Below are 6,086 nucleotides of genomic sequence, written 5' to 3' on the forward strand. Positions count from 1 at the left end.
ACTGTTTTAGTTCCGTTTAATTGCCTTGTTATATGGCTTCTATATCGAGATCTTTAATCAAAACGTATTGTTCATCGATTTCTTTGAGTGATAAGTAATGATTAATATATCTATTTTCTTTTCGTTTATATTGCACGAATATTACAGGATTACTAACGTCACTTTTATCTGGACTAAACTCAACCATTTGTACTTCATTACAATACGGCTCTCTTCGAACAATTTCTGCAGCTTTGTATAAATAGCTTACATATTGGGCATATTTTTCATTAACGTAATCAGGGCTGATAGCATGTTCCAATATTGGAGCAATTGAATATTTATACGCATTGCAACCAGCAAAGCAATCTTCTATTTCTGTAAACGAAAATTTGTAGCTTGAAGATTTCAACTTAATTTGAAAATATTTGATACCTCTTCCTTTGAGAGCTTCCATTAACCTATTTTTATCAGCATCCGAGATTCTTAAACCAAGATATATTGCTTTTACAGCTCTGTAATCATAAGAGTTAGCCCCTGCGATTGAAGTTACAACTCGAATCTCTTTTTCATATTTCCAAACTTTAGATTTTATGCCTAACATTTTTGCTATTAGTCGATCAGGTTTACTTATATCGCTTACATTTACAGACTGAGGCGAATTTTTATATTTTACATTTATTATTTGGTAATCATGTTTTTCATATTCGATAAGTTTATCTAAATCATATTCGACACAAAATCCGGTATGACTACAGCCATAATGTGCCCATAACAATTCCTCTAACGGAGTTTCACTTAATGAATAGACTCCTGACTTATCGACAAATTTATATACTTCATCCAGCGAGTTTTTAACAGCTTGAAAAGCTGCATCAGACTCCTTATTTTCACGAACGAGTACTCTATTTATAAAATTAAATTGTATATCGATATTATCTTGAGTAAATAACCCCTCGCAAGGATCATTGAGTGCATCTCGAGTTGGAGCCCAAAAGGTATTTTCTGATAGTGAATTTAAATCTCTATCAAACTCACCTCCACGATACTTAAAAACTCTCATTGGATACCTTTGCCATATAACGCCCACATTAAGCGGACTAAAATTGTTGGCTATAATGTGTAGCGAAGCGAAACTTAGCCAACTGTTTTAGTTCCGTTTAAATTACTTGTTAGATGCTCGCGATCAGTTTAAAACCTCTGATAATACAAGTACATAACGAAATGGAATAATAACGCAAACCACCACGATTTAAAGCCAATTAATTATTAACTTTGAACTCCGTAGAAAACACGTTACGAAATTTACACAAAACTAATAATTAAGCAGTTTACGAACGTTTGAAAGCACTCTTTCTGATTTCGCTAATAAACTCAAAAGCTAGCTGACGAATTGAAAATAAAACAAAATTAGGCTACTAAAATACTACGACTTTCAGATTGATGAATTACAAGTTAGTCAATGAAAGTGACGGCACAATCAAGGTTACAATTCATCTTTTCTATTTTAGGAAACCTCAACAAACAGCATGGTAAAACAGTAACCAAAGCGTATATGAAAAGCTAAAACATAACCTAAAAGGTAGCGACATATAACGCCGCGTTAAGCGGACAAAAATTGTGGGTTATAATGTGTAGCGAAGCGAAACGTAACCCACTGTTTTTGTTCCGTTTAAACGCCTTGTTAGGCATTATCATCCCAAATTAAATGAGATTTATATGAATAAAGATATACAACCCGAACTAACATTATCGAATACAATAGCCCAGTAGAATACTCTATATAACTTGTTAATAACGGAAGTACCATTAATAACTTATATGTTTCATGAATTATGGTTTCAATCAAACAAACATAGAAAAAATAGCGCCAAAAAACAACTCCAAGCACAGCTTTAGAACTTACAAATAAGAACAATACAATACCAGCAAAAAACGTTATAAAAATTTCTACATAATATAATGGATTTGGCCAATTTCCTTTAAAAGCCGACAATACCAATGTATACATAAATAAAATATTCATTCCGCAAAACATTTTCCACCAAAGGAGCTTATCTCGTTTATTACTACTAGGGGTATTGCTAGGATCTTCTTTCATAAGTCACCTCAATATAGACGTCATCTAACTATAGAAGCGGTTCTCTAATTGTGGTAACACTGATGCCTAACGCCGCGTTAAGCGGACTAAAATTGTTGGTTATAATGTGTAGCGAAGCGAAACCTAACCAACTGTTTTAGTTCCGTTTAAACGCCTTGTTAACTTCCCGTTTCAGCTATATCTATCTCGTATTTACTGCTGTTCATGCTAGCTTTATACATTTTGTAATTATTAGACTTACATATAGTTTCTATTACTTTAAAGTGGTCTTTAGTCATATATTCGCCCACAATAACTCCAAAGATAGCATCTTCGGGTAAATCAAAAATACCGCCATCTCTCAGCTTAACCCTAGAAAGCATTTTATCTCCATGCCGTGGGCATACAATAAATCTAACTTCTTTTTCATAACTCCATCGATTATGTTTTGTGGCGATTAACTTACGATTTAATTCGAACCCACCGTGGGAATTCTCTAGCTTAATTGTTTCGAAAGTAATTATTGGTGGCTCATTAACATAACAAACAGGAATGCAAGGTAGAAACTCACCGCTCTGAGTTTTGAATTGATTGTAAATAACAACAAAACCTTTCATGCCATCAGTATAATGTGACCACATTAATGGGTCTTTACATTCTTGAGATAAGCAGCAAATTCTTGTGTTTTCTTTATCCGAAAGAATTGAGTTGTGCTCATCTTTTGTGTGTTTTACTAAATTATTTACGCCATCCAGTAACTCAGATATTGAAGCACTTTCAAGGTAATCAATCTCACTTTGGTTAATATCATCATGCGTTAGCCATTCAATAAGATCTTTCCTGTTTTTTGGAACAATAATATTTTCCACGAATTTAAACTCGAAAGGATCGTTAAAGCTCTTAGCTGTTGAAAACCACCAAGTTCTATTATTTAATTCTGTTATAGAAAACTCATTGAATGTTCTATATTTGAATACTTTATTATTGAACAAATTAAACGGCTCCAATATACGAAGGGAAGTTAACGCCGCAATAAGCGGACTAAAGCAGTAGGTTATAATGTGGAGCGAAGCGGAACGTAACCCACTGTTTTAGTTCCGTTTAATTGCCTTGTTAGCTTTCCGATGCTATGAAAGCAATTCCTGCAACTAAGCAAGCAAGAACAGCCGCATTTTTAACAGGGCTTTTCTCACTAGGCGTAAGCAAGGCTCCAATCGCAGCTGCTCCACCTGCAGCCTGAAGAATTACATTATCAGACTTTAAAAGAACGCCTGTTCCAAGTGCTGTGATTAAATACTTCTGCACTTGGGTGCTTTCTTTTGCAAGGCCACATGCGACGCGCACAAAATGCTCACAATTTTCAGAGAACAAGTTATATGGAACGCCTAAAAACTTTTTAGCTGTTTGGATAGCTAATTCTGGATTCAATGATTTTATACTACTTAAAATTATCTCTTTGCCGTCTTTAAAATCTTCTATCGAGATCTCTTCAACTTTGAAAAATTTCTTAGAATTATGAACAACAGTATTATTCCCAGAATAAATACCATAATGCTTGAAACCAAGATATTGAATTGATAACACATCACCTAACTTATACATTTTACTTCCTTATAATTTAAAGTTGATATATTGGGGCTAACACTCGAAACTTCAAGGGAAGCTAACGCCGCAATAAGCGGACTAAAATAGTGGGTTAAAATGTGGAGCGAAGCGGAACGTAACCCACTGTTTTAGTTCCGTTTAATTGCCTTGTTATGTTTTTGAGCCACTAAAATTCTTTAATTTATCAAAAGACGGTGTATTGGATAGTTTGCCCATCATTTGCAAATTTTTCATGATTCTTTCTTTGGGTTCATTCGGATCAAAAGCACGATGACCGTTAGATATTTCCTTAAAGACCTTTTCCGCTTCGACTTGACCTTCTGGAGTATCTAAATTAGCTATACTGTGAATTTTCTCTTGAACCAACTGTGCTTTAGTATTTAATGATGTATAGAAGACTTCTCTAAGCCTCTTTCTTGCATCAGACATTTCTACGCAAGAGTCAAAAAAGCGATTAAATGCAACAAAATCATCCTGAGAAAAATTTTTGGCAAACAGATGCTTATATTTAGACCAATTATTTTCAGATAGAACATCTTTCGTTGATATATCGATTTGATTTCGCTCCAAAATTGATTGCACAACCCCCTCAGCATGTCTGATATCCATAATGATAATCGTTGCAGCACTAGATTTTTCATGACGTTTATTCAAGGTATACACTGCGAATGCAACACCACCAACAAGCAGTGTTATCAAACTATTCAACAAATTATAATCCAAAACTTTCTCCTAGATTGAGTAAAAACATAACGCCTTGCTAAGCGGAAAATAATGGTTGGCTATAATCGCGAAGCGATGGCCAACTGTTATTTTTCCGTTTAAGCAACTTGTTATATGTTTAGTTACACTTCAGCTGCAAAATAAGCCATTATCTCAGCTGTAGTCATTTCTTTTGTTTCATTTGAAAAGCAGTAATAACTAGGTCGCATGTCACTAAAATACTGCATATCCATTTCCAATCCTTTCAAGTTTGGAAACATACCTACTGGCATATTATATTCACCTGTTGCTTTAAATTTATAAAACAGATGAGTTCCACATTCGGTACAAAAACCACGAGATGCCCAAGATGATGATTCGTACATTTTTACTTTATCTTCACCTTCAAATTTTACTTTATCTTCACCTTCAAATTTTACTTTAGTACCGCACTTCACAGCAAAGAATGGAGCACCGCCCCAAGTTCTACATGATTGGCAATGGCACACAGTAAACTTAGGATTAATTTCCTCAGCGATGATTTTTACAGCACCACAAAGGCAGTTTGTTTCTGAGTGAGACATTTTGATGACACCTTAATTGATAAACATATAACGCCTCGTTAAGCGGATAAAAATGGTTGGTTAAAATCGCGTAGCGATAACCAACTGTTTTTATTCCGTTTAAACGACTTGTTAGGCATTTATTTAATGCGCCAAGGTGGATTCAAACGATTTTCACCCGCCCAATATAGTTTAATTTCATTCCCAGAGGGATCTGTCAACATGGCCTCTCGCCATAAATGATCTTTATCTTTAGGCTCTTGTACAAATTCAACACCTTTAGATTTTAATACATTCACTAAATCATCCAGTTGTTCATGCTCAAAGTAAATAACACTATTGTTTTTAGACTCAGGATTTCCTAAAAACACTGAAAATGTAGAATCACCTTCAGGACATTCAAAACGGGCGTAATGATCATTGCCTACAATTTGTTTAAAGCCGAGAAGTTTATAGAATTTCACTGACTCTTCGATATTTTTAACTGTTAATGTAACTTAATTAAGATTCATAGAAACTCCTTATAATATGATGCCTAACGCCCATATTAAGCGGACTAAAACAGTTGCCTATAATGTGTAGCGAAGCGAAACTTAGGCAACTGTTTTAGTTCCGCTTGAATTGCTTGTTAGTTGCCTTTTGGACAACACTACAGATAGATATAACTTACTGATTATTAGTGACTTTACACTTATTTATCATCAAAAACCACGAGCAACATTGAAAACCATGACACACTCGAAGCTAAACATGCAAAAACTACTAACAGAATTCCGCCATTATAAAATAAGTGGAAACTAATGGAGCATCCTGATCTCTTCGCGTATCGTTTGCACCCTTTCTAAGACGACTATTAGCGACAGCCTATTTTGGCGGAATGAGCAGACTGACAAAGCTCACAACGCACCAACTTACAAACATAAAACAACTAGATTCAGATTAGAAATCACTACTCAGAAACTAAAAACACGCACAAATTTTAAGGCAAACTAACGCTCACTTAAGCGGACAGAAATAGTTGGCTAATATAGTGTAGCGAAGCGAAACATAGCCAACTGTTTATGTTCCGTTTAAAGTGCTTGTTATATGGCAACTTGCTCATATATCTCTAATGGAAGACCATCAGGATCATTAAAAAATGTAAATTTCTTGTCGGT

At 34.7% G+C, this 6,086-nt stretch carries 6 protein-coding genes and 1 pseudogene; all 7 read right to left on the reverse strand.

Translation table 11 applies throughout. The annotated features are described in order from the left end of the window. Positions 1 to 28: 28 nt before the first annotated feature. The gene (locus G322_RS0116925; protein WP_022942893.1) at positions 29 to 1,042 is read right to left on the reverse strand and encodes a DUF2971 domain-containing protein; all 1,014 of its coding nucleotides are present in this window, start codon (positions 1,040 to 1,042) and stop codon (positions 29 to 31) included. A gap of 621 nt (positions 1,043 to 1,663) precedes the next feature. Next, the gene (locus G322_RS0116930; RefSeq protein ID WP_022942894.1) at positions 1,664 to 2,080 is read right to left on the reverse strand and encodes a hypothetical protein; all 417 of its coding nucleotides are present in this window, start codon (positions 2,078 to 2,080) and stop codon (positions 1,664 to 1,666) included. A gap of 158 nt (positions 2,081 to 2,238) precedes the next feature. Next, positions 2,239 to 3,051 (reverse strand): DUF2971 domain-containing protein, encoded by an 813-nt coding sequence (locus G322_RS0116935; protein ID WP_022942895.1) that lies wholly within the window; start codon positions 3,049 to 3,051, stop codon positions 2,239 to 2,241. 121 nt (positions 3,052 to 3,172) lie between these two features. Then, on the reverse strand, positions 3,173 to 3,661 hold the full coding sequence (locus G322_RS21225) for a lecithin retinol acyltransferase family protein (RefSeq protein ID WP_022942896.1): 489 nt from the start codon (positions 3,659 to 3,661) through the stop codon (positions 3,173 to 3,175). A gap of 153 nt (positions 3,662 to 3,814) precedes the next feature. Beyond that, positions 3,815 to 4,387, reverse strand: coding sequence for a hypothetical protein (locus G322_RS0116945; RefSeq protein WP_022942897.1), 573 nt, complete (start codon positions 4,385 to 4,387; stop codon positions 3,815 to 3,817). Between the two features lie 122 nt (positions 4,388 to 4,509). Beyond that, the gene (locus G322_RS0116950) at positions 4,510 to 4,950 is read right to left on the reverse strand and encodes a GFA family protein (protein WP_022942898.1); all 441 of its coding nucleotides are present in this window, start codon (positions 4,948 to 4,950) and stop codon (positions 4,510 to 4,512) included. 119 nt (positions 4,951 to 5,069) lie between these two features. Continuing rightward, positions 5,070 to 5,441, reverse strand: a pseudogene (locus G322_RS21965) (VOC family protein). Positions 5,442 to 6,086: the final 645 nt, after the last annotated feature.

The organism is Psychromonas hadalis ATCC BAA-638 (assembly GCF_000420245.1).
GTDB classification, from domain to species: Bacteria; Pseudomonadota; Gammaproteobacteria; order Enterobacterales; family Psychromonadaceae; genus Psychromonas; species Psychromonas hadalis.